Origin of the sequence: Rhodococcus sp. IEGM 1330 (assembly GCF_033142445.1) — a bacterium.
GTDB lineage: Bacteria > Actinomycetota > Actinomycetes > Mycobacteriales > Mycobacteriaceae > Rhodococcoides.
In genome coordinates, this window is the sequence record NZ_JAWLSB010000006.1 from 251,002 (window position 1) to 270,496 (window position 19,495).

General features: G+C 65.7%; 17 protein-coding genes. 9 read left to right on the forward strand and 8 right to left on the reverse strand.

The features are described 5' to 3' along the window. Positions 1–115: 115 nt before the first annotated feature. The 3 genes from R4P57_RS16185 (at position 116) to R4P57_RS16195 (ending at position 4,488) form a co-directional block, all read left to right on the forward strand. Positions 116–1,576 (forward strand): SDR family NAD(P)-dependent oxidoreductase, encoded by a 1,461-nt coding sequence (locus R4P57_RS16185; RefSeq protein WP_317803827.1) that lies wholly within the window; start codon positions 116–118, stop codon positions 1,574–1,576. Positions 1,577–1,681: 105 nt separating this feature from the next. Further along, complete coding sequence (locus tag R4P57_RS16190) at positions 1,682–3,178, forward strand: glutamate-cysteine ligase family protein (RefSeq protein ID WP_317803828.1); 1,497 nt, start codon at positions 1,682–1,684, stop codon at positions 3,176–3,178. Positions 3,179–3,222: 44 nt separating this feature from the next. Continuing rightward, entirely contained in the window at positions 3,223–4,488 is a 1,266-nt protein-coding gene (locus tag R4P57_RS16195) for a saccharopine dehydrogenase family protein (protein WP_317803829.1), read from the forward strand. A gap of 14 nt (positions 4,489–4,502) precedes the next feature. Here the strand turns inward: R4P57_RS16195 and proP are convergent, their stop codons facing one another. Then, entirely contained in the window at positions 4,503–6,008 is a 1,506-nt protein-coding gene (gene proP, locus R4P57_RS16200) for a glycine betaine/L-proline transporter ProP (protein ID WP_317803830.1), read from the reverse strand. A gap of 204 nt (positions 6,009–6,212) precedes the next feature. Here proP and R4P57_RS16205 point away from each other — a divergent pair, with 204 nt between their 5' ends. Beyond that, entirely contained in the window at positions 6,213–6,683 is a 471-nt protein-coding gene (locus R4P57_RS16205; RefSeq protein ID WP_317803831.1) for an OsmC family protein, read from the forward strand. Continuing rightward, positions 6,680–7,756, forward strand: coding sequence for a nucleoside hydrolase (locus R4P57_RS16210; RefSeq protein WP_317803832.1), 1,077 nt, complete (start codon positions 6,680–6,682; stop codon positions 7,754–7,756). Before R4P57_RS16205 ends, R4P57_RS16210 begins: the two co-directional genes overlap by 4 nt. On the opposite strand, the gene meaB is transcribed toward R4P57_RS16210, so the two are convergent. From meaB to mutA, 3 genes are read right to left on the reverse strand one after another with little or no spacing between them, the layout of a single operon-like run. Further along, complete coding sequence (gene meaB, locus R4P57_RS16215; RefSeq protein WP_317803833.1) at positions 7,733–8,767, reverse strand: methylmalonyl Co-A mutase-associated GTPase MeaB; 1,035 nt, start codon at positions 8,765–8,767, stop codon at positions 7,733–7,735. The two genes, R4P57_RS16210 and meaB, sit on opposite strands and share 24 nt — an antisense overlap. Positions 8,768–8,769: 2 nt before the next feature. Then, positions 8,770–11,040, reverse strand: coding sequence for a methylmalonyl-CoA mutase (gene scpA, locus R4P57_RS16220; protein WP_317803834.1), 2,271 nt, complete (start codon positions 11,038–11,040; stop codon positions 8,770–8,772). A gap of 1 nt (position 11,041) precedes the next feature. Continuing rightward, a complete protein-coding gene (gene mutA, locus R4P57_RS16225) occupies positions 11,042–12,925 on the reverse strand; it encodes a methylmalonyl-CoA mutase small subunit (protein ID WP_317803835.1) in 1,884 nt (627 codons plus the stop codon). 169 nt (positions 12,926–13,094) lie between these two features. Between mutA and R4P57_RS16230 the strand changes: the two genes are divergently transcribed. The 3 genes from R4P57_RS16230 to R4P57_RS16240 are packed head-to-tail and all read left to right on the forward strand — an operon-like array spanning position 13,095 to position 14,948. Beyond that, the gene (locus tag R4P57_RS16230; protein WP_317803836.1) at positions 13,095–13,811 is read left to right on the forward strand and encodes a TVP38/TMEM64 family protein; all 717 of its coding nucleotides are present in this window, start codon (positions 13,095–13,097) and stop codon (positions 13,809–13,811) included. Between the two features lie 31 nt (positions 13,812–13,842). Beyond that, positions 13,843–14,442, forward strand: coding sequence for a hypothetical protein (locus tag R4P57_RS16235; protein ID WP_317803837.1), 600 nt, complete (start codon positions 13,843–13,845; stop codon positions 14,440–14,442). Then, positions 14,439–14,948, forward strand: coding sequence for a hypothetical protein (locus tag R4P57_RS16240; RefSeq protein WP_317803838.1), 510 nt, complete (start codon positions 14,439–14,441; stop codon positions 14,946–14,948). Before R4P57_RS16235 ends, R4P57_RS16240 begins: the two co-directional genes overlap by 4 nt. 12 nt (positions 14,949–14,960) lie before the next feature. Here R4P57_RS16240 and R4P57_RS16245 read toward each other — a convergent pair whose 3' ends face one another. From R4P57_RS16245 to R4P57_RS16255, 3 genes are read right to left on the reverse strand one after another with little or no spacing between them, the layout of a single operon-like run. Beyond that, entirely contained in the window at positions 14,961–16,145 is a 1,185-nt protein-coding gene (locus tag R4P57_RS16245) for an SPFH domain-containing protein (RefSeq protein ID WP_317803839.1), read from the reverse strand. A 3-nt stretch (positions 16,146–16,148) separates the two neighbouring features. After that, on the reverse strand, positions 16,149–16,580 hold the full coding sequence (locus R4P57_RS16250; RefSeq protein WP_317803840.1) for an NfeD family protein: 432 nt from the start codon (positions 16,578–16,580) through the stop codon (positions 16,149–16,151). A 54-nt stretch (positions 16,581–16,634) separates the two neighbouring features. Continuing rightward, complete coding sequence (locus tag R4P57_RS16255) at positions 16,635–17,444, reverse strand: DUF3097 domain-containing protein (RefSeq protein WP_317803955.1); 810 nt, start codon at positions 17,442–17,444, stop codon at positions 16,635–16,637. Between the two features lie 76 nt (positions 17,445–17,520). Between R4P57_RS16255 and R4P57_RS16260 the strand changes: the two genes are divergently transcribed. Then, positions 17,521–18,348, forward strand: a complete 828-nt coding sequence (locus R4P57_RS16260) for a hypothetical protein (RefSeq protein ID WP_317803841.1) — start codon at positions 17,521–17,523, stop codon at positions 18,346–18,348. Between the two features lie 35 nt (positions 18,349–18,383). Here R4P57_RS16260 and R4P57_RS16265 read toward each other — a convergent pair whose 3' ends face one another. After that, entirely contained in the window at positions 18,384–19,463 is a 1,080-nt protein-coding gene (locus tag R4P57_RS16265; RefSeq protein ID WP_317803842.1) for a ferrochelatase, read from the reverse strand. Positions 19,464–19,495 lie beyond the last annotated feature (32 nt).

Here is a 19,495-nt window from a genome sequence, read left to right on the forward strand (position 1 = left end):
TTCACAGATCTGAGTTGAGACAGACGAAACGGACCCTGATTCTTCGGAATCGGGGTCTTTTTCGTTCTGCACTCGCTTCTTTCGGCTCGAAGGGGCCGATGCTAGGAGACTGACGATGGACGCGATCGACCCGACCGATCTCGCGACGTGCCTGCGTGTACTGAAGCAGGCCGCAGAGCTGGACAAGAATCATCCGGATTCGATCGCTGTGCAGCGCGCGTCCGGTGCCATGTTCAAAGACCTCAAGCGTGCTCGACGCGTCGCCGCGCGCAATGCCGTCAACGCGGCCGACCGTGCCGTCGTCGCCGCCACCGCAACGGGATCCCCGGACCGGATCGACGACGAGACAGCAGGACTGTCCCTCACCTCCCGCGCCGAGGGAGACATCGCAGGCACGCTGATCAAGGCCCGCCCCTGCTACATCTGCAAGCAGCGCTACACCCACGTCGACTCGTTCTATCACCAGCTGTGCCCGGAGTGCGCGACGCTCAATCGCGGCAAGCGGAACGCTCGAACCGACCTGTCCGGCCGGCGGGCGTTGCTGACCGGTGGTCGGGCGAAGATCGGCATGTACATCGCACTTCGACTGCTCCGCGACGGTGCCCACACCACGATCACCACTCGCTTTCCCAACGATGCCGTACGTCGGTTCGCAGCGATGGACGACAGCGACCAGTGGTTGCACCGTCTGCGCGTCGTCGGTATCGATCTTCGCGATCCGGCTCAGGTTGTGGCACTTGCCGATTCCGTCGCGGCCGAGGGGCCTCTGGACATACTGATCAACAACGCCGCGCAGACCGTCAAGCGCTCCCCCGGTTCCTACAGCGCGCTGGCCGACGCCGAAGCCGAACCTCTGCCTGCGGCGCTGACCGAGGGCGCAGGACCGGAGCGCATCACGTTCGGCAAGACCAGCGATGCGCACCCCGCGTCGCTGGCGAGTTCGTTGCCCGCCACCGCGATCGGCGGCAGGTCGGCCGCTGCCCTGACTGCCGACGACGTGGCCTCGCTGGCCATGGTCGCCGGCTCGGTCACGGCCGAGCGGATCGAGAGCGGGCTCGCCATCGATGCCGGCGGCCTGGTGCCCGATCTCGCCGAGACCAACAGCTGGATCCACACCGTCGAGCAGGTCGACCCCGTCGAACTGCTCGAGGTGCAGCTCTGCAATTCCGTCGCACCCTTCATCCTGGTCTCGCGATTGCGCACCGCGATGGAGGCATCGGACGCGCGTCGCAAGTACGTCGTGAACGTCTCGGCCATGGAGGGCCAGTTCGGCCGCGCATACAAGGGGCCGGGCCATCCGCACACCAACATGGCCAAGGCCGCGTTGAACATGCTGACGCGCACCAGCGCGAAGGAGATGCTCGAGAGCGGAATTCTGATGACCGCCGTCGACACCGGTTGGATCACCGACGAGCGCCCGCACCCCACCAAGATGCGGCTGGCCGACGAGGGATTCCACGCTCCGCTCGACCTGGTGGACGGCGCCGCTCGGGTGTACGACCCGATCGTGCAGGGAGAACTCGGAATCGATCTGCACGGCTCCTTCCTCAAGGATTATCAGCCGTCACCGTGGTGATTTTCGCGTGCGTCCCCCTCGGCGAACGCGGACTGCGATACTCGGAAAATCCGAAGCTGTTCGCGTGAGCGAACGGCCTTTCTGACGCACCGATAGGCGGTCACCATGGGCGAGGACGTCGAGCGCCGTAAGTTCACCAGGCAGGATCGGCACGAGTTTCGCCAGAAGGTTCAGGACTGTCTCGATGCCCTGGCGATCATGTTGGCCGACGAGACCTTCCACGTCGGTGAACCGCAGATCGGTATGGAGATCGAGCTCAATCTCGTCGACGACGACATGGAGCCGTCGATGGCCAACGCAGCGGTGCTCGACGCCATCGCCGACCCCGACTATCAAACCGAGCTCGGCCAGTTCAACATCGAGATCAACGTCGACCCTCGGCCACTGCGCGGCACCTCGATCGCCGAGTTGGAGGCGGACCTGCGCAGATCGCTGAATGCAGCGGACGAACGCGCCCGCACCTCGGGTAGTCGTCTCGCCATGATCGGCATGCTCCCGACTTTGGACGAGGAGCACTTCGAGCACCGGTGGCTGTCGGCGAATCCGCGCTACGACCTCCTCAATCAACAGATCTTCGCCGCGCGCGGTGAGGACATCGAACTGAAGATCGGCGGAGTTCGGCTCCCCGGTGCCGCTGCCGCCGAGGACCTCGACATCGTGACCGACACGATCCTCCCCGAGGCGGCCTGCACCTCGGTTCAGCTGCACCTGCAGGTGGCTCCGGACGAGTTCGCGTCGTATTGGAATGCAGCGCAAGCTCTTTCGGGCGTACAGGTGGCACTCGCCGCCAACTCGCCGTTCTTCGCCGGTCGCGCGCTGTGGCACGAGACTCGCATTCCGCTGTTCGAGCAGGCCACCGACACCAGGCCGCAGGAGCTCAAGAATCAGGGTGTCCGACCGCGGGTATGGTTCGGCGAACGGTGGATAACCTCGATCTTCGATCTGTTCGAGGAGAATTCGCGCTACTTCCCTGCGTTGCTGCCCGTCTGCAGCGAAGAGGACCCCAAGGCTGCGCTGGCCGAGGGCAAGACACCGTCGCTGTCCGAGCTGCGCATGCACAACGGAACGGTCTACCGGTGGAACCGGCCGATTTACGACCGATCCGGCGACGGCCACCACATCCGACTCGAGAATCGTGTACTCCCGGCCGGACCGTCGGTGGTCGACACTCTCGCCGACGCAGCGTTCTACTACGGCACCGTCCGCGCGCTGGCCGATGCCGACCGCCCGCTGTGGTCCCAGATGTCGTTCGACGCCGCCGAGGAGAACGTGCACTCCGCCGCCCGCAGCGGGTTCGATTCGATGCTCTACTGGCCCGAGGTGGGCTGGGTGAGTCCGCAGGAACTGGTGTTGCGTCGACTGCTGCCACTGGCCGACGCCGGGTTGGCCGCCTACGGCGTGGACGCGTCCGTCCGCGACCGGTATCTCGGGGTGATCGAAGCTCGGTGCCTGGCCAAGCAGTCCGGCTCGGTGTGGCAGCGAAACGCCGTCGTCGCCCGTGAACGCGCCGGTGAGAAGCGCGATCGCGCGCTCGCAGGAATGCTGGGTGATTACGTCACCCTCATGAATGCCGGCGAACCCGTGCACACCTGGACGAACTGACGGCGCGTCGACTCGCCGGGGTGACCCGCGTTAGTGTCGCTGGTATGAACTCGCCTGCATCCGACTCGACCATCGGCCCCGATCGCACTCACGACATCGTCGTCTACGGCGTCACCGGCTTCGTCGGGAAATTGACGGCGAAGTACCTTGCCGAGCACGCACCGGCCGACACCCGAATCGCCCTCGCAGGGCGCTCGACGGCGCGGGTGGAGGCCGCCAGGAAGGAACTGGGCGCCAGGGCTCAGCAGTGGTCCGTTCTCGAGGCCGACGCCACCGACGTCGCATCACTCGAGGCCATGGCCCGATCGACCCGAGTCGTCATCACCACGGTCGGTCCCTACGCCAAGTACGGCTTGGAACTGGCAACGGCGTGCGCCGAGGCCGGGACGGACTACGTCGACCTCACGGGCGAGGTCCTGTTCGCCCGCGAGAGCATCGATACCAACCACGAGATCGCTCAGCGCACCGGGGCCCGCATCGTCCACTCGTGCGGTTTCGATTCCATCCCGTCCGACATCGGGGTACACGCCCTGTACGAGGCCGTGACCGCGGACGACGCCGGTGAGCTGACCGACACGACCCTGGTGGTCACGTCGATGTCCGGTGGGGTCAGCGGCGGCACCATCGACTCGCTGCGTGGGCAGATCGAGGCGATGAAGAAGGACAAGCGGGCCCGACGCATCGCCGCGCGGCCGTACTCGCTCAGTCCCGATCGCGGCCTCGAGCCGCAACTCGGTCGCCAGCTCGACACCGTGCTGATCGACGGCAAGAAGATCGACCCCAGCCTGCGCGGCTGGAAAGCCCCCTTCGTGATGGCCTCGTACAACACGCGAGTCGTCCGGCGCACCAACGCACTTCGCGACTGGGCCTACGGAAAGCAGTTCCGCTACAGCGAGGTGATGAGTGTCGGCTCGTCGTTCGCGAGCCCCGTCCTCGCCGGTGCACTGTCTGCGGGGCTGTTCGTCGGTGTGTCCGCCATGACTGTGCTTCCGGCCAAGGTGCTCGACCGCATTCTACCCAAGCCGGGCACCGGCCCCAGTGAAAAAGCCCGTGAGAAGGGACATTTCACGGTCGACCTGTACACCCTCACCACGTCGGGGGCTCGCTACCGGGCCCGGGTCAAGGCCTCGGGAGACCCCGGCTACAAGGCCACCGCAATCATGCTGGCCGAGTCGGCACTCGCGCTCGTATACGGCGGCGACGCCCTGCCGAAGGCCAGCGGAGTTCTCACTCCCGCCACTGCGATCGGCGACGTTCTCGTGGATCGTCTCAATGCTGCCGGAATGGAGATCTGGGCCAAGCGGAACTGATCGACGGCGGGCCGCTACGACCGCGGGGAGGCCGAGGACACCTCGGCGTAGAGCTCCTTGGCTTCCTCGGTCGAGTCGACCTGTGGCGGTGAACCTTCCAACGGTTGGGTTGCCGACTCGCGCAGGAATCCGACGGCAACGAGGCCGACCACCCCGCTGACGATGAGGTAGTACGCGGGGATCATCGGGCTCCCGGTCGAGCTGACCAAGGCCGAGGTCACCAACGGCGTGGTACCGCCGAAGATGGACACCGACAGGTTGAAGCCGATCGAGAGTGCGGCGTAGCGAATCCGAGTGGGAAACAGCGCAGGCAGCGTCGATGCGCTCGGTGCCGCGAAGCAGGCCAGGACGAGGCCGAGCAGCAGGCACGCGATCAGTGGCCCCATCCACCCGCTGTGTTGCATCAACAGGAAGCACGGCACAGCCAGTACGATCTGGCCGATAGCACCGAATACGAACACCGGTTTGCGACCTATGCGATCCGTCAGTCGTCCGACGGCAACGATGATCGTCACTACGACCACCATCGCCGAGAGCACGAGAAGATCTGCACTGAGCTGACTGCGGCCGACTACTTCGGTGAAGTACGTGGGTAGATACGACGTCACCATGTAGTTGGTCACGTTGTACAACAGGACGATTCCCATACAGATCAACAACGCCCGCCAATGGTCGGTGACGATCTTCCCGATCGAGCTGCGACCGCTCTCGTGCGCCTTGACCTTGCTGTCGTGTTCGTCGAGTTGCTTGCGGAACGCCGGAGTGTCCTCGAGCTTCAACCGAAGATATAACCCGATGAGACCCATCGGACCGGCGATGAAGAACGGTATGCGCCAACCCCATTCGACCATGGTGGCATCGCCCAACACCGCGTTGAGAATCGTCACCAAGCCGGAGCCCATCGCGTACCCGACGAACGTTCCGAAATCGAGCCAACTCCCGAGGAACCCGCGACGCTTGTCCGGTGAGTACTCGGCGATGAACGTCGTGGCCCCGCCGTACTCTCCACCGGTGGAGAACCCCTGTACCAGTCGCGCGACGAGTAGAAGAATCGGTGCCCAGATGCCGATGGTCGCGTAACTGGGGATGAGGCCGACGGCCAGAGTGCCGATCGCCATCATGATCATGGTGGCGGCCAGTACCTTCTGCCGACCGATCCGGTCACCGAGAGGGCCGAAGAACAGACCGCCGAGCGGACGAACGACGAACGCTGCCGCGAACGTGGCGAACGTCGAGATGAGCTGCACCGCAGGCGTGGCATCGGGATAGAACACCTTGCCCAACGTCGCGGCCAAGTAGCCGTAGACACCGAAGTCGAACCACTCCATCGTGTTACCGAGCGCAGCTGCCGATACGGCGCGCTTGAGCATCGGCTGATCGACGACGGTGATGCTCTCCTCCGAGAGCGCCGGCTTCGTGCGCATTCGTTTCGAGAACGCGTCGCGTCGAAGATGCTGGACGTGGCGGCGTCCCCACGCGGACTGCTCTCGGTCCGGTTCGAGACTGGGCGCTGATGTCATTCGTTCAACGTTAGCCAGACAAACGATTTGTTTTCAAACGGCAACGGTGCAGATCGACGCTCACAGCTCCACGAACGCCCAGGTGGACAGACGCAACGACGAATGTGCCACACCGTGTTGACAATCGAGGCATTACGGTCATTGTGGACAGTTGCTTCCACGGCCTATTGTCACCGAACGGCCGGGAACTGGCACGATGGTCCCGTGCCGACTCACAACTACGGACTCACGGTGAACTGGACGGGCAACCGCGGCGTCGGTACCACCGGTGCCGCAGCCTACGACCGCGATCACATCGTCTCGGCGCCCGGGAAGCCCGACCTCGACGCGAGCTCCGATCCGAGCTTTCGCGGCAATCCCGAACGCTGGAATCCCGAGGAGTTGCTCGTCGCCTCGCTGTCCAGTTGCCACATGCTGTGGTACCTCGGGCTCGCCGCTGCATCGGGTGTTGTCGTGACCGATTACACCGACTCCCCCACCGGAGTGATGACCGAGCAATCCGATGGTTCGGGTCAGTTCGTCGAGGTCACACTGACACCGCTCGTGACGGTGGCGGACCCATCGATGGTGCCGCGCGCCGAGAAACTGCACGCGTCCGCGTCGTCGAAGTGCTTCATCGCGCGATCGGTCAACTTCCCGGTGCGGCACACCCCGACGACGGAGGTGGCGTCGTGACCGTCCCCTTGATCGTCGACGTGGACACCGGAATCGACGATTCTCTCGCCCTGCTGTACCTGCTGGCCAGCGAGGATGCCGAGATCCTCGGCATCGCATCCACCGCGGGCAATGTGCCGGTGAACCAGGTTGCCGCGAACAATCTCGCCTGGCTGGACCTGTGCCGCGCGGGCGATGTCGAGGTCTCGCTCGGCGCGCAGGTACCCCTCGTAGCACCGCTGATGACCACCGAGGACACCCACGGGCCGCAGGGCATCGGGTACGCGGAGCTTCCGGTGTCGACGCGGCCGCTGTCCCACCGGGACGCCACCACGATGTGGGTGGAGCTGGTTCGTTCGCGGCCGGGCGAGATCACCGGGCTGGTCACCGGTCCGCTGACCAATCTCGCTCTCGCGATCCGTCGGGATCCTGAGCTACCTCGACTGCTGAAGCGACTGGTGTTGATGGGTGGCGCATTTCAGCACCAAGGCAACACGACACCGACCAGCGAATGGAACATTGCCGTCGACCCCGAGGCCGCCGCAGAAGTGTTCGCGGCCTTCTCCGGACTACCGCCGGAACGACATCCCATCGTCTGCGCGCTCGACGTCACCGAGACCATCGAAATGACCCCCGAACACATCCGTCGACTGGCCGCGCGAGCGGAAAGCCTTCCGGTGGAGTCGATCTCCACCGACGACGCACCGGGTGTTCGATCGATCGCGTCGAACCCGATCGTGCGGCACTTCTCCGACGCGGTGCGGTTCTACATGGAATTCCATCGTGATCACGATCAGGGTTTCCTGGCGCACATGCACGATCCCTTCGCGGCGGCTGTGGCACTGCAAACGGACATCGCCAAGTATCGACATGCGACCGTCGACGTCGAACTCGTCGGAACCCTCACGCGGGGAACGACCGTCGCGGACTGGCGCGGCATGTGGGGCAAGGCCCCCAATGCGGCGGTCGCCACGCACACCGATCCCGAAGCATTCTTCGACCGACTGATCGAACGGGTCGGAGCACTCGCGGCCCGGCTCTACCCCGCGATCCCGGCCGCCGAGGCAGAGTCAGGAATCGAAGGCGTCGAGTAGCTCCTGGGCGGCCAACGCGGCCGTCAGAGAACCGTCGCGCACACGGGCTTCGACGTCGCCGCGAATCGCCTTGACGGATGGATTCTGCGCCAGCCGGCGCAACAGTTGATCGTTGACCATCGTCCACGTCCAATCGACCTGCTGCTTACGACGCTTCTCTGCGAATTCGCCTGCGTCGCTGAGCACTTGCTGGTGCCGAAGCACGGTGTCCCAGTACTCGTCGAGTCCGGTGCCCTCGATGGCGCTCATCGTCAACACCGGGGGCTTCCAGATCGCATCGTGCGGGTAGATCAGCCGCAGCGCGCCCGCCAACTCCCGCGCGGCGTTCTTCGCATCGGTCGCGTGCTTGCCGTCGGCCTTGTTGACGGCCACCAGATCGGCGAGCTCGAGAACGCCCTTCTTGATGCCCTGCAACTGGTCTCCGGTGCGCGCGAGCGTCAGGAACGTGAAGCAGTCGACCATGTTCGCCACCGTCACCTCGGACTGCCCGACGCCCACCGTCTCCACCAGAATGACGTCGAAGCCTGCCGCTTCGAGGAGCACGATCGTCTCTCGCGTCGCACGCGCCACTCCGCCGAGGGTTCCCGACGTCGGAGACGGCCGAATGTACGCGTGTTCCTGCACCGCGAGCCGCGACATCCGGGTCTTGTCACCCAGGATGGAACCACCGGTCCGCGTCGACGACGGATCGACGGCGAGCACCGCGACCCGGTGCCCCTTCTCGATCAACCGCATCCCCAGCGCGTCGATGAATGTCGACTTGCCGACGCCCGGCACGCCGGTGATGCCGACTCGATGGGAACCGCCTGCATCGGGCAGCACCCGCAGCAGTAGCTGCTGAGCCAGATCACGATGATCCGAGCGGGTGGACTCGACCAGGGTGATGGCACGAGCAAGCCCGGATCGCTCGTTCGCTCGGACCGAGTCGGCCACCGCATCGACGTCGATGATCCGGCCTCTCGGCGACGCTGCTCCGGTCGAGGAACTCGTGTTGTCGTTCGGAGAACCCATACTCAGGAGTTGGCCTCGCGTGGTGCGTGCCCGAGCGCGACGGACAGCTTCTCCACCAGGCCGATCGCGGCGTCGGCGATGACGGTGCCCGGAGGGAAGATCGCCGCGGCTCCCGCCGCGTAGAGCTCGTCGAAATCGCCGGGCGGGATGACGCCACCGACGACGATCATGATGTCCTCGCGGCCGACGTCGGCCAAGGCCTGTCGCAGGGCGGGCACCAGCGTCAGATGGCCTGCCGCTAGCGACGACACTCCGACGACGTGAACGTCGTTGTCGGCGGCCTGGCGGGCCACCTCCTCGGGGGTCTGGAACAGCGGGCCGACGTCCACGTCGAAGCCGATGTCCGCGAACGCCGTGGCGATGACCTTCTGACCACGGTCGTGCCCGTCCTGACCCATCTTGCACACCAGGACGCGAGGCCGACGGCCCTCGTCCTCGGCGAACTGCTCGACCAGCGCGGTGGCGCGGGTGATGTTCTCGGATTTGCCTGCCTCGTCGCGGTACACACCACTGATTGTCCGGATTTCGGCCTGATGGCGCCCGTAGACCTTCTCGAGCGCGTCGGAGATCTCACCGACAGTGGCCATCTTGCGTGCCGCGTCGATGGCGAGGGCCAGGAGGTTGTTCTCCATCCCGGGCTGATCCGACGCCGCAGCTCTGGTCAAGTTCGCCAGGGCGGCCTCGACCTCGGCGGTGTCCCGCTCGGCCCGCAGTCGCTCGAGCTTCTCGATCTGCTCACGCCGAACCTTGGAGTTCTCGACCTTGAGCACCTCGATGGTGTCGGGCTCGTCGGGCACGTACTTGTTGACGCCCACCAGGGGCTGACGGCCGGAGTCGATGCGCGCCTGGGTGCGGGCTGCCGCCTCCTCAATGCGCAGTTTGGGGATGCCCTCGCCGATGGCCTGGGCCATGCCGCCTGCTTCCTCGACCTCGGCGATGTGTGCCCGGGCCCGATTCGCCAGCTGATGGGTGAGCCATTCGACGTAGTGCGAGCCGCCCCACGGATCGATCGGGCGAACGGTGTTGGACTCCTGAGCGATGAGCAGCTGGGTGTTGCGTGCGATCCGCGCCGAGAAGTCCGTCGGCAGGGCGAGTGCCTCGTCGAGGGCGTTGGTGTGCAGCGACTGGGTGTGCCCCTGGGTGGCCGCCATCGCCTCCACACAGGTGCGAGCGACGTTGTTGAACACGTCCTGTGCCGTCAACGACCAACCCGACGTCTGCGAATGAGTGCGCAGCGAACGGGATTTGGCGCTCTTGGGCTCGAACTGCTGGACGAGCTCGGCCCACAGCAGACGCCCGGCACGCAGCTTGGCGACCTCCATGAAGAAGTTCATTCCGATGGCCCAGAAGAACGACAGCCGCGGTGCGAACGTATCGATGTCCATGCCGGCATCGAGACCGGCCCGGATGTACTCGACGCCATCGGCGAGGGTGTAGGCGAGTTCGAGATCGGCTGTGGCACCGGCTTCTTGGATGTGGTAGCCGGAGATGGAGATCGAGTTGTACTTGGGCATCTTCTCGCTGGTGTACGCGAAGATGTCCGAGATGATGCGCATCGACGGCTTCGGCGGATAGATGTAGGTGTTGCGCACCATGAACTCTTTGAGAATGTCGTTCTGGATGGTGCCGGCGAGCTGCTCCGGCCCGACGCCCTGCTCCTCGGCGGCCGCGACGTACAGCGCCAGGATCGGCAGCACTGCACCGTTCATGGTCATCGAGACCGAGACGCTGCCCAGGTCGATGCCGTCGAACAGTTGCCGCATGTCGTAGATGGAATCGATGGCGACTCCGGCCATTCCGACGTCACCTTGTACTCGGGGGTGATCGGAGTCGTAGCCGCGGTGGGTGGCCAGGTCGAACGCAACCGACAGACCCTTCTGGCCCGCCGCGAGGTTCCGGCGGTAGAACGCGTTGGACTCGGCTGCCGTGGAGAAGCCGGCGTACTGACGAATGGTCCACGGCTGATTGACGTACATCGTGGGATACGGCCCGCGGAGAAACGGCGGGGCACCCGGGTAGCTGTGCAGCGGGTAGCCCTCGGCCTCGGCGGCGGCGCGATCGGCCTCGGTGAACACCGGCTTGACGTCGATGCCCTCGGGGGTGGACCACACCACCTGCTCGGGCGTGTAGAAGTTGGCCTTCGCACCCTGCTGCACATGGGCGGTGACGTCCTCGGTCGACGGCGGCGTCGGCGTCGGCTCGTCGGGATCGACCAGTGGCACCTCGGCGAAACTTCCGATGGTGTGCGAGATTCTGCGCTCGTCGTTGCTCATCTCAAGCTCCCAGGGTGTCGAGAAGTTCGGTCAGCACTGCGACGGCGTCGACCTTCGCGGTGAGGAATCCATCGGGACGCGAGGTGCCCTCGATGCCGGTGAAGATCTTCTCGGGGCCGGCGAGCAGAACTTGCGTGACGCCTGCGGCCCGGAGCGCGTCCACAGCAGTGGCGGCCTCGTCGGCGTATCGCTTGTCGGTGCCGCACACCACCGCTGTGTGAGCTCCGGACGACTCCACTGCCCCGCCAACAGCGTCGATGGTCAACGGACCGGGATTGACGGCCTCGATTCCGCCCGACGCCAACAGATTCGACGCGAACGTCGTTCGGACGTTGTGCTCGGCGACGCTGCCCAGCGGCACCAGGAGCACTGCGGGTCGCGCATCGTGCTCGGCCAGATAGGCATCCGACCGGTCTCGCAGCGACTCGAATGCCCGGCCGTACCGATACACCGTGGTCGAACCCTGCGGCGCGGTTCGTTCCGGACTCAGCGGAGCCTCGGCCAGGTTGGGAAATTCGTTGACGCCCGTCAGCGGGGTCACTCGGTGAGCGATGTCGGAATCGCGTTCGGCGCGGGTCTTCTCGATCGCGGCCACGAGCGAACCGTCGTCGACGGCGGCGCGGAAGCCACCCGACGCTTCTACATTCTGGAAGAACTCCCAGGCCTTCGCGGCGACCGCTGCCGTCAGTTCTTCGATGTACCAGGACCCGGCACCCGGATCCAGGACCCGTCCGAGATGCGCTTCTTCGAGCAGCAGCAGCTGGGTGTTTCGGGCGATGCGGGCCGCGAACGTCTTCGACACCCCGGCCGCGCCGCCGTCGAGTGCCGCATCGAACGGGAGCACGGTCACCGCATCGGCACCGCCCACTCCCGCTCCGAACGACGCCAGCGTGGTCCGCAGCATGTTCACCCACGGATCCCGCTGCGACATCATCGCTTCCGAGGTCACGGCATGCTGAGGAGCGTCACCGGCGTCGGGGGCTCCGCAGACCTGCGCGATGCGCGCCCACAGCGTGCGAGCGGCCCGGAACTTGGCGATGGTCTGGAACTGGTCGTCGGTGGCGGAGAACCGGAACTCGATCTGTCGCAGGGCGTCGGCGATGCCGATACCGGCATCGGTCATGGACCGGAGGTACTCGAGGCCTGCGGCGATCGCCGCACCGAGCTCCTGTGCGTCGCCGCCACCGAGATTGTGGAACACGGTGCCGTCGACCGTGATCGCACGAACCGTCTCGGTGCGACCGATCGACTCACGAACCAACTCGAGCGCCTCGGCCATCTCGATCGACTCGGTTCCGCCCAGCCCTGCTGTGAGAGTGGACACGCCGAGCCGGATGTCGACTGCGGCGCGCTCGTCGATATCGGCCGAGTCGAGCACCCCGAACACCGCGGCTGCCGCTGCGCGAACATCTCCGCGCGCATCGAGCGTCAGCGGTGCGAGCTCGAGAAACACTCCACGCAGAACCTCCGGCAGAGCATTCGGATCGACGCCACCGTCGCCGACCGTCAACCACAGTGCGCTGGTGCCGTTGGAGAGCGAATCGATTATCTGGGTGTTGAGTGTCGACGCGTCGTCGGCGCCCTCGCCGCGGACCGAGCCGTGGCGGGTGCACACCTTCCAGCCCGCGTTGACGTCGCGGTGCGGGTCGCGGCCCCGCAGGTAGGGAAACTGCCCGGGCAGTGGACCTTCCGGTCGCTCGTCGAATGCGGTGTACAGCGGGGACACGGTGATCCCGTCGTACGTAGTGGAATCGAGTAGATGTTCGGCATCGTCCGGCAGATCGGCCACCTCGACCCGACGAGATTTGGCCAGGACACCGGCCACTGCCTTCTGCCAGGCCGCATGAGCGCTGCGTGCGGCATCTTCGTGCGACGCGATGGACACGTGTGCTGCTCCCTCGGTTCGGCGGGTAGTCCTGCGCCCGACTTGAAGTGATGCTAACCCCACCGCATTGCAGGTTATCGTGAGGATCACCTCACGTTCGGTCGTGCAGCTCGGCTCTCGAACTCGGGAAACGGCGAGGTGTCGTCTCGCGCCGGTACGCTGGCCTCTCGTGACCCGGCACCTGCGTGACGTTCGACTGATCGCGCTGCTGGCGGTGATTGCCGTCTTCGCTCTCGTAGCGGTGTTCGCACCCCATCCGAGTGTCGAACAGATTCGTGATTGGGGCACCTCCGTCGGCCCGACATTCCCGCTCGTGTTCTTCGTCGTGCACGCGATCGTGACCGTCGCGCCTGTCCCGAGAACACTGTTCACGCTCAGTGCAGGAGTGCTGTTCGGGCCCCTGACCGGTCTGGCGGTCACCATCGGCGCGTCGACGGTCAGTGCCATTCTGGCGCTGCTGTTGGTCCGTGCGATCGGTCGCGAAGCCGTGGCAGCGCGAATGTCCCACTCGGCTCTGGATTCGGTGGACGAGAGTCTGCGCCGACGAGGCTGGCTGGCCGTCGGCTCTCTGCGCCTGATTGCGCCGGTGCCGTTCTCGTTGGTGAACTACGCGTGTGGTGTGTCGGCGGTTCGGCCCGTCCCGTTCGCGCTGGCGACGGCCGTCGGGATGCTGCCGGGCACTCTCGGAATCGTCGTGATCGGCGGAGCGATCGGAGGCGAGACACATCCGGCGCTGCTGGTGTTGTCTGCGGTCTGTATTGCGATCGGTCTGAGTGGGCTGGTCGTGGATTGGCGTCTCTCGCGCGGTTCGCGTTCCGAGCCTGCGCCCGTGGGCGATCGACAGGTCGGTAACCTTGATTCCGACGAATCAAGCCTTGAAGCTTGACTGGCCTACATCAACGATCTAGCCTTGTCCAATGTTCGTGCTGACCGTGGACCAACGCCGCAGTAGACGCGATATCGATCGCGTGCCCGAACTGCTCGGTCGCTATCGCGACCACGAACTGATGCGGCCCTTCGAGCGCACCGCAGGAGACGAAGTGCAAGCCGTCTGCGAGGACGCAGCCACCGTCGTCTCGATCGCCCTCGAACTGGTCTCCACCCCGCACTGGAGCGTCGGCATAGGCATCGGCTCCGTCGAACTCCCGTTACCCGAGACGACGCGCGCCGGACGCGGACCGGCGTTCGAGGCAGCCCGAGACGCCGTGACCAGAGCCAAGAACGCCCCGGCCGCACTCGCCGTCAGTGGCCCCGACGCCGCTGCCGCCGAGGACGCGGAGACAGCATCGACCCTGGTTGCGCTGCTCGTCATCAGACGCTCGGACCAGGGCAGAGAAGCGGTCGAACTCATGGCTGCCGGGTTGTCGCAGACCGACGCGGCCGAACGATTGAAGATCAGCAAACAGGCCATGTCGCAACGACTCTCGGTAGCCGGCTGGCACGTCGAGAACGCAGGCCGCACCCTGGCGACTCGATTGCTCGACACCGCGAACACGACGGGAAACCACCGGCCATGATCGTCGCCACCCTGGTGCTACTGGCACTGACCGCAGTTGCTGCTACCGCGCCCGTCGGCACCGGAATTCGCCAATGGTTGCCCACCGTCGCCGCGTCGAGTCTGCTTGCGGCAGCGGCAGTCCTGGCCACGGTGGCCGGACCGGCCTACGGTCTCGGCCATGCCGTCGGAGTCGTCCTGAGCGTCGTCGCCGCGGCCCTGGGTGGAACAGCGTCGGTACCCACCGTGTTTCGCGTCGCACGACGACGAAGCGACTCGACCGGAGACGATCCGGTCGAGCCGCTTCGTGGTGGACTGACCATCGGCATCCTCGAACGCGTGGCCGTCGCCGTGTCGATTCTCGCCGGCTGGCCGGAAGGCATCGCCATCGTGCTGGCGGTCAAGGGACTGGCGCGCTATCCCGAACTGCGCGAATCCCATGCCTCCGAACAGTTCATCATCGGCACCTTCGCCAGCGTCCTGTGGGCCCTGGCCGCCGCCGGGGTCGGAACGGCCCTGATCAGCTGATCAGGGCAGACCTCAGCGCTGTTCCGGCTCCGCCTCCGGCGACGCAGACAGGGCACCGACGTCGAACCCCTTCGACAGCTCGGGTGCGGACGCCAGCGACGTGTCGACCGGCTTGCGCGCCACCGCTTCTGCAGCCTTGACCGCCTCGGCGACCGCCGGATCCGTCTTGGTCTCGAACCATTCGGCAACCTCGTCCGAGTCGTCCTCGGGCTTGGGCTCGTTGCCGGCCGACTCGTTGGGCTCGTACCGGAACACACCGTCTTCGCCGGGCGCACCGAGTGTCTTGGCGAACCCCTTGAGAGCGTCACCGAAATCGCTCGGAATCATCCACACCTTGTTCGCGTCGCCCTGCGCCATCTGCGGCAGCGTCTGCATGTACTGGTATGCCAGCAACTCGGGCGTCGGCTTGCCGGCCTTGATGGCGCCGAACACCTTCTCGATGGCCTTGGCCTGGCCCTGAGCTTCGAGGTACTTCGCGGCGCGGTCGCCCTGCGCACGCAGGATGCGAGACTGCCGCTCGCCTTCGGCGGTGAGGATGGCTGCCTGCTTGCCGCCCTCGGCCGCGAGAATCCGGCTCTGCTTGTCTCCCTCGGCCGTCTTGATCGCCGACTCTCGATGACCCTCGGCAGTGAGGATGGTCGCTCGTTTCTCGCGATCGGCCTTCATCTGCTTCTCCATCGATTCCTGGATCGAGGGCGGCGGGTCGATGCTCTTGAGCTCGACTCGGGCTACGCGCAGGCCCCAGCGGCCGGTCGCCTCGTCCAGCACGACGCGCAGTTGGCCGTTGATCGAATCACGCGAGGTGAGGGTCTCCTCCAGCGTCATTCCGCCGACGACGTTGCGCAGAGTGGTGGTGGTCAACTGCTCGACACCGACGATGTAATTGTTGATCTCGTACACCGCCGACTGCGGGTTGGTCACCTGAAAGTAGACGACGGTGTCGATGGACACCGTCAGGTTGTCCTTGGTGATCACCGGCTGCGGCGGAAACGACACGACCCGCTCGCGCAGGTCGACCTTGGCCCGGATGCGGTCGACGAACGGCACGAGGATCGTGAGCTGACCGGACACGGTGCGCGTGTAGCGGCCGAGCCGCTCTATCACGGCGGCCTCGGCTTGCGGGACGATCGAGATGGACTTGGCCATCAACACCGCGACGAACACGACGATGACAGCCAGTGCGATGAGTGCTTCCACTGGCTACGGTCCCTTCCATACGACGGCGGTTGCGCCGTCTATTTCCATCACGGTCACGGTGGTACCCGGGGTATACACTTCGGTCTCGTCGAGTGGACGAGCGGTCCACACCTCACCACCGAGCTTGATCTGGCCTTCGTGGGCAGTGACCTGTTCCAGAACGACCGCACTCTTGCCGGTGAGAGCGGCCATCCCCATCGGGGTATCGGGCGGATTTGCGAAGCGCCGCAACAGAATCGGGCGAACACCGAGAACCAGTGCCAACGACAGGACACCGAAGACGATCGCATCGGCCCACACAGGAAAATCGGTCAGAGCCGAGACGCCGGCGGTGCCGAGCGCGCCGCCGGCGATCATCAGAAGAAAGAAGTCGCCCGTCAGTGCCTCGGCACCGGCGAGTACCACTGCCGCTATGAGCCAAATGATCGCTGCCACAGCCTCCATCCAAGCACGAATCGGACAATTGCCGGTGCGTTGCTGGACACAGCCCTACTCGGTGACGAAGTCGACCAATTGTTCGACGGCTCCGATCAGCGGTGCTTCGAGATCACGGAAGCTCGAGACCGACGAATACACCCGACGCCACCCCTCCCGCGGACTACCCCACCCCAGCTCTCGACAGATTCCGGTCTTCCAATCCTCACCCCGCGGGATCTTCGGCCAGGCCTCGATGCCGACAGCAGCGGGCTTGACCGCCTCCCAGACGTCGATGAACGGATGGCCGGTGACCAGGACGTGCTCGCCCAGCGACCTCGTCAACTTCGACTCCTTGGACCCGGTCACCAAATGGTCGACCAGCACTCCGACGCGACGGCCGGGGCCAGGACCGAAATCCGCCAACCGCTCCCCCAGATTGTCCAGGCCCTCGAGATGCTCGACGACCACGCCCTCCACCCGAAGATCGTGTCCCCACACACTTTCCACCAGGGCCGCGTCGTGCACGCCCTCGACCCAGATGCGGCTCGCGCGGGCCGTCCGCGCGCGCAGGCCCTCGACTTTGGTCGAACCGGATGCGGAGCGCGTCGGTGCCGCCGCGGCCGCCGCAGGCTTGGGCCGAACCAAGGTGACCCGACGTCCGTCGATCAGGAATGCTGCCTCGCGCAAGGCGAACAGCCGCGTCGTGCGGGCACCGTCCTCGAGCCGGACGAAATCTCCATCGTAGGTGCGCTCGAAGCCGACCACGGCACCGCAGTACCCGGTGCCGGCATCTTCGACGACCAATCCGCGCTCCGCCGACACCTCCGGTGCCGGAACCTTGCGCATGCGACTGTGCCCTCTGAGAATGTCTCCGCCGTACATGTCGTTCACGGCGACCAACGCTAGCGACACCGGCGTCCCGAGCACGGTTCGCCACGCCGACCTATGCTCGTGAGTCGTGTGTTCCTCTAGTACAAGTCTCGCCCTGTGGGCCGGTTCCTGGCTGGCCGGTGCCAGCTCGCCCGACGACGTCATCGACGCCATGTCCGAGTGGGCGCCGATGCATCTCGTGGGCGCGGGCGATGCGGACGCGGCCGAGAATTTCGGGCTGGAGTATCCCGGCTACGCCGATGGAATCGCGGGCTTGCTACACGCGATCAGAGCGGCTTCAACGGCGTCGACGCCCGCGGCAGGGGACGATCGGGTCAAGCTGGTTCTGCCTGCTCCCGGTGCGGTGAACGGCCTCCCCGCGAACACGGACTTCTCCCGAGCTGCCCTCGACACCGGTCAGGCGGTGGTGATCGGGACCTCGGGCAATGCCGGGATCGGGTTGGTACCCGTCGTGGAGGGACCGGATGTGTTGCGCTGGACCGTGTATTCGATCGTCGTCCCCGAGCACGGTCATCGGGATCAAGGGTTGGGTGAGGCCGAGTACGAGATGCGTGAGGCCGTGCGCGGCGCGGCGGACGCTCTCGCGCAGATGCAGTCGCTACCCACCCGAACCCTCGACGCCGATCCGCGTACCCGTATTGCCGCATTGATCGCCGACGCGGCACGGCATCGCTACCCCGCAGAAATGTCCGACAGGGCGTTCCGCGTTCTCGAATCGGCGGATCGGGTCGCCGCCATTCTGACGGTCGCGGCGGGATCGGCTCCGTCGGAGGCACCCACCGCGTCGGCAGCCGCAGCACGTGAAGAACTCGTTCGACCGCTGTGGGCTGCAGTGCGCACCGCGCGCACCATCGCTGTCGCGACGAGCATCGAAGCGGCGATGCATTCCGCCTGACACCCCATCGGGAAGCGGGTGTCAGGCAGAGACTTTCACGACGTGGCGGCGGCGGGCCTGGAGGGGCGGGTGGGCTGCTCACAGCAGCCGACTGCGCAACGACTGCCGTCCAGTGTCGAACCGAAGCCGGGCACACTGCCGAGTCCGCGGCACCGGCCACCGACTCGGTATTCGTCCACGAGCTCGCGAATCATCTGCGGGAAACGCGCGTCGGATCCGGGCGTGCCCGCGCGAGCGAAGGCCATTCCGAGTTCGCGGGCCTTCTCCTCCGCTTCGGTGTCGAGATCCCACACGACCTCGAGATGGTCGGACACGAATCCGATCGGACACACGATCACGGCCTCGACGGATTTCTTCGACAGCGCTTCGAGGTGATCACAGATGTCGGGGTCGAGCCACGGCACCTGCGGGGGTCCGGACCGGGACTGCCACACCAGGTCGAAGTCGTCGACACCCGACGCGGCTGCGACGAGCCTCGATGCCTCGGCCACTTGACGGCTGTAGAGGTGACCGCCCTCCTCTGGCGGACCTGCGTTGGCGTCGGCCGCCGAGGGGATGGAGTGTGCGGTGAACACCAGACGTGCTCCGGCGCGGTGCTGCTCGGGCAGTGAGGCTCGTGCCGAGGCGACGGCGTCGCTGAACGCGTCGACCATGAGCGGGTGGTCGTAGTACTGCCGGATCTTGAGCAGATGCGGAGCATCGTCACCGACGGCGGCGCGGGCCCGCGCGATGTCCTCGTGGTACTGCCTGCATCCGGAGTATCCGCCCCACGCGGAGGTCGGAAACACGAGTGCGTTCCTGATTCCGTCCGACTTCATGGTCGCGACGGTGTCCTCGATCATCGGATGCCAGTTGCGGTTTCCGAAATAGATCGGCAGATCGACTCCGGCGGAATCGAATTCGCTGCGGAGCGCATCGATGATGTCTCTGTTGAGCCGGTTGATCGGCGAGACGCCACCGAAGTGCATGTAGTGCTCGACGACGGCGTCGAGCCGCTCGGGTGGCACTCCACGTCCGCGAGTGACGTTCTCCAGGAACGGGCGCACGTCGGCGGGCTGTTCCGGCCCGCCGAACGAGAGCACCAACAATGCGTCGAAGTCTCCAGGGGTGGTCATGTATTCCATTGTGCCCCCGTCGCAGACCGGCC